Below are 4,802 nucleotides of genomic sequence, written 5' to 3' on the forward strand. Positions count from 1 at the left end.
AAATTAAAATAAAAAAAAGAAATCAGAATAGTGGGTCTTTCACCATTCCAATTCTAAATGAATTCAAGATAACCAAAAGGGTCAGTCCCAAATCACCAAAACCAACGGACATCATCAATGTAATAATTCCCAAAATGGCAAGAATTACACATAACAATTTTATTGCAATCGCAACAGTAATGTTTTCCTTAATGATTCTCATTGTCTTACGGCTTAGGGCAAATAGATATGGGAGTTTTGAAATATCATCCTGCATCAAGGCAACATCCGCAGTTTCAATGGCAACGTCTGAACCTGCCGCACCCATTGCAATACCTATATTTGCACGTGCCAGTGCCGGTGCATCGTTAATGCCGTCACCGACCATAGCAACATCACCAAATTTATTTCTGATGGTATCCAGAATGTTCAATTTATCTTCCGGCATCAGATTTGAATAGACATAGTCAATTCCAATTTCTGATGCTACGCTTTTTGCTGCAAGCTTATTGTCTCCGGTAAGCATTACAGTTTGCACGCCTTGCTCTTTTAAGTCGGCGATAACTTCAGAAGCATTATCCCTAATCTTATCCGCAACAGTTATAATGCCCAAGACTTTCTGGGAATTTCCAACAAATATTAAAGTTTTGCCCTCACCGGAATACCTGTTGATTTCCTCTCTTGAAAGATCAAAGGAACTGCCCTCAATCAGGGATTCATTTGCAGCATAGAACTGCTCTCCATTAATGGTCGCAACAATTCCTTTACCCGGAACATTCTTAAATTCATCAATGGAGTCAAAAATGATATTGCATTCATCTGCATAACTAACAATTGCCTGAGCAATCGGGTGAGAGGACTGAAATTCCAAAGATCCAGCAATTTTAACAATATCCTCTTCTGTGTAGCCTTCAGCCAATACTTCAACATCACTTAACTTAAGTTTTCCTTCTGTTAATGTACCTGTCTTATCAAAGATTACTGCCTTAACATTACGCATCTCTTCAACATAGGTACTTCCCTTGATAATAACCCCATTTCTTGTAGCGGAAGTGATGGCAGAAACCATACCTACCGGTGTTGAAATTAAAAATGCACATGGACAGGAGATTACTAAAAGTGAAAGAGCCTTATAAACCCAATCAGTCAAATCCTGACCGAACAATAAAGGCGGAACAAAAGCAACACAAATTGCGGCAATCATCATAATCGGAGTATAATATTTGGCTACCTTTTCAACCAGAGTTTCGGTTTCAGACCTGTTGAGCTGAGACCTCTTAACAAGTGTCACGATTTTTGATATGACTGAATCTTTAGCCTCTGTGGTAACTTTAATTTCAAGATAACCGTCCTCATTAACAGTACCTGAAAATACGTCATCACCTACCTCTTTTAGGACTGGAACACTTTCACCAGTAATGGAAGCCTGATTAATGGAAGAGGAACCGGAAATAACCTGTCCGTCCAACGGCACCTTATCTCCCGGTTTTACAATAACAATGTCTCCTATACTGACATCATCAACATTCCTTATCTCCTCTTTATCCCCAACTTTTACTCTTGCAGTGTCAGGGGCAATTTCAACCAGTGATTTGATTGAACGTTTTGCCCTGTGTTCGGCATAGTCTTCTAAAAATTCTGCAATATAGTAAAGGAAGGTTACTGCTGCACCTTCTTCAGGATGCCCTATAATAAATGATGCAACACATGCAATACACATTAACATTGCAGGGCCAATGGTGTGTCTGTTGACTAATGATTTGTAAGCCAAAATAGCTATTTCATAACCTGCAATAATGGCGCCTGCCATATAAGTAACGGTTACAAGTGTAGGGCTAAATGACAACCATTCAAAAATATGGCCCAAAACAAATAATATACCACTCGCAAGAATGATTTGAATAGGCCTGTTTGCAATTAAAGGCTTTCCTTCAGCCAATAATTCCTCCTCACCAGAGCCCTCTTCATGGCCATCGTCATCTGCACAATCCGGACACCCGCAAAGACTAAATTCAACATCCTCATCATGGTCATGGTCATGACAACCACAATCATCATCAGTACAAACATCCTCCTCATGCTCATGGTCATGCTCATGGTCATGACAACCACAATCATCATCAGTACAAACATCTTCCCCATGCTCATGATGCTCATGATCGTGATGCTCATGGTCATCATCGGCACAATCAGGACAACCACAAAGACTTATATCAACATCTTCATCATAATCAATTTCTTCACTATGGTCATATACACTTAAATCAGCATTTTTTTGAAAATCTCTAAGTAACTGTTTATCATAATGTTTAGAATCTTCACAGTGAATATCTTCACATTCCGGGTCAAAACAGATGTAATTATAATGTTCAGGATTGTGACATTCTTCATCCCCACAATCAGGATCATAACATCTATTTTTATCCATTATATCACCAATTAAAAATTATTCTAATATATGCTCTAAACCCACTTTGTAAATCATTTCAATGTGAAGGTCTGTGAGAGAATATCTTGCCATCTTTCCTTCCTTTTGGTATTTGACAATATTATTTGCACGCAATATCCTGAGTTGGTTTGAAACAGTTGTTTGATTTAAGTCCAGTGCTTCACAGATATCGCATACACACAAATCTTCAACACAAAGCAGTGAAATAATTTTTAATCTTGTCGGATTTCCAAATATTTTAAAAAATTCTGACAATTCTGAATATTGATCTTCAGAAGGCATTCGCTCTTTTACACGGGCGACCGCTTCATCATGAGAGTCAAATACATCACAGACATCATCATTTTGGTTTTCAAGATTATCATTTTTCATTGTTATCACATATATTATATGTTTACATATTATGATATGATTATGTATTTAAATGTTGTCATATCATGATATTGTGATATGTTATTTTGAAAAAAATAAAATCAAAATGGAATAATAATTAGAAAGTATAAGATTCCATAATTTCGCCAGTTATATTTCTAATTTCTGCTGTGGCATCTTCCAGATGGAAAATTGCTAACTTAAAACCGGTTTCATCGTTGTAGATACTTTCTAAAAATTCATTGCCTTTGACAATGCTGTCAGCAAAATCATAAGTTTCTTCGAATACTGCTTTTCCATAGTATCTTAGAAAATCGGTTTCAACCAATGCCACTATCTCAACATAAGGATTTTCACACATTTGTTTGTAGACTTCCTTTTGATTGCCCACACCAAAATAGATTTTTCCATCTTTTAACAAATGGAATCCTAAAGGTCTGTTTTTCGGTTTATTTTCATCAACGCTTGCTAAAAAAAATACTTTTGCTTCATTCATGAATTCGTCAATTCTTTGTGCACCTTCCACTGCCATAAAATCACCTTTAAATAACTATATACACCAATTCCTATTTAAATTTAATCGAAAGCAGGAAAACAATATTGGGTGGAAAAAGTTGCTTGCAAATACTGAAATTGACAATGAATTTAAACAATGAAAATAGTAATTTCATCAATTTAATTGTAGCTACACTGCATTAAAAAAATCATTGGAGAAAATATTAAATAATTAAATAACTTCAGATAGATGTTTTAAAAAAAAAATATTTGAGTAGATGCAAAAGCATCTACTTAATTTTGAGTTTTACGGTTTTGGTTACTGTTTTGTAGTAATTGTCCCCATCGTATTTTATAACTGCTTTGAAAGTTCCTTTAGTAGTTAATTTGTTAAGCTTAAATGTTGCCTTACCTTTTTTGTTAGTTTTAGCTTGGTAAGTTTTGCCATTAACTTTTAAGGTAACTATTTTCTTCTTCATAGCCTTATTCTTTTCATTTTTCAAAGTTATTTTGTATTTTTTGGCTTTGGAAGATTTTTTGAAAGCTTTCTTTTTAGCAGTTAGTTTTGGAGTCAATTTGGAAACCACAATATTTACAGAACCTGTTGATTCGGTGTATTTATCGTCACCTGCAAATAAAATTGAGGTTATGTATGTTTTAGGAATCAAGTCTTTAGGAATTGCTATGGAAACTTTTCCATTACCGTCAGTTGTTCCCCTGTAATTCTTTCCATTTAATTTAACATTGACCTCTTTGCCGGCAATTGAATTGCCTGCCTTATCTTTCAGGGTTACTACAATGTTTTTACTTGTTCCATAGGTAGTGACCACTGAAGAAGCTGCAATTTCAGTTGGGGATTTGAATGTAATTATTTCACTATCCGGAGTTAATTTATTAATAATCTCTGAAATATTAACGCCCAATCCATTTAAAATAGTTTCCAAAGCATGTTTAATGCTTGAAACATTAATTTTAAATGCTTCACTAATATTGTTTACTTTAATTTCCGGAAGTTTAATATGGAAAGCATTAACAATTTTTGTGAAACCTTCTTTAATGTTTGAGATACTGTTTTCAACAATAGGATAGATCTTACCTACACCCTTCAGGATACTGAAAATATCAAAACTGACATATTTTTCGATTAGATCAGTTATGTTAGTTATAAAGCCATCAACAAAGTCAGTGAAATTAAAGTTGGAAATAGTATCAGTTATATTCTTAATGAAATCGATGACAACTAAACCATCAACAAACTCAGTCAAATTGAATTTGAAACCACCATTAATTAAATTCTGCGCAAATTCAGTTAAATTAAATGCAAAATTAGGAACGTAACCAACTAAACCTTCAATAATGCTGGAAAGATTAAAACTATTCTTAAACTCGGTCAAATTAAACGCAAAATCAGGAAGACCTCCAACAATGCCCTCAATAACACCAGACAAATTCAAACCATCCACAAACTCAGTCAAATTAAACGCAAAATCAGGAAGACTACCAACAA

At 34.6% G+C, this 4,802-nt stretch carries 3 protein-coding genes and 1 pseudogene; all 4 read right to left on the bottom strand.

The features are described 5' to 3' along the window. Positions 1-22 precede the first annotated feature (22 nt). A complete protein-coding gene (locus ACJMLO_RS05975; RefSeq protein ID WP_405294899.1) occupies positions 23-2,407 on the bottom strand; it encodes a heavy metal translocating P-type ATPase in 2,385 nt (794 codons plus the stop codon). A gap of 18 nt (positions 2,408-2,425) precedes the next feature. Next, complete coding sequence (locus tag ACJMLO_RS05980; RefSeq protein WP_405294901.1) at positions 2,426-2,800, bottom strand: ArsR/SmtB family transcription factor; 375 nt, start codon at positions 2,798-2,800, stop codon at positions 2,426-2,428. A gap of 118 nt (positions 2,801-2,918) precedes the next feature. Continuing rightward, entirely contained in the window at positions 2,919-3,332 is a 414-nt protein-coding gene (locus tag ACJMLO_RS05985; protein ID WP_405294903.1) for a pyridoxamine 5'-phosphate oxidase family protein, read from the bottom strand. A 253-nt stretch (positions 3,333-3,585) separates the two neighbouring features. Further along, positions 3,586-4,802: pseudogene (locus ACJMLO_RS05990) on the bottom strand (hypothetical protein); the annotation flags it as partial.

Source organism: Methanobrevibacter sp., from assembly GCF_045120835.1.
Classification (GTDB): domain Archaea; phylum Methanobacteriota; class Methanobacteria; order Methanobacteriales; family Methanobacteriaceae; genus Methanocatella.

Bases quoted from the DNA above. Each gene is read 5' to 3' on its own strand.
- ACJMLO_RS05975 (WP_405294899.1), bottom strand. From the start codon at position 2,407: ATGGATAAAAATAGATGTTATGATCCTGATTGTGGGGATGAAGAATGT.
- ACJMLO_RS05980 (WP_405294901.1), bottom strand. From the start codon at position 2,800: ATGAAAAATGATAATCTTGAAAACCAAAATGATGATGTCTGTGATGTA.
- ACJMLO_RS05985 (WP_405294903.1), bottom strand. From the start codon at position 3,332: ATGGCAGTGGAAGGTGCACAAAGAATTGACGAATTCATGAATGAAGCA.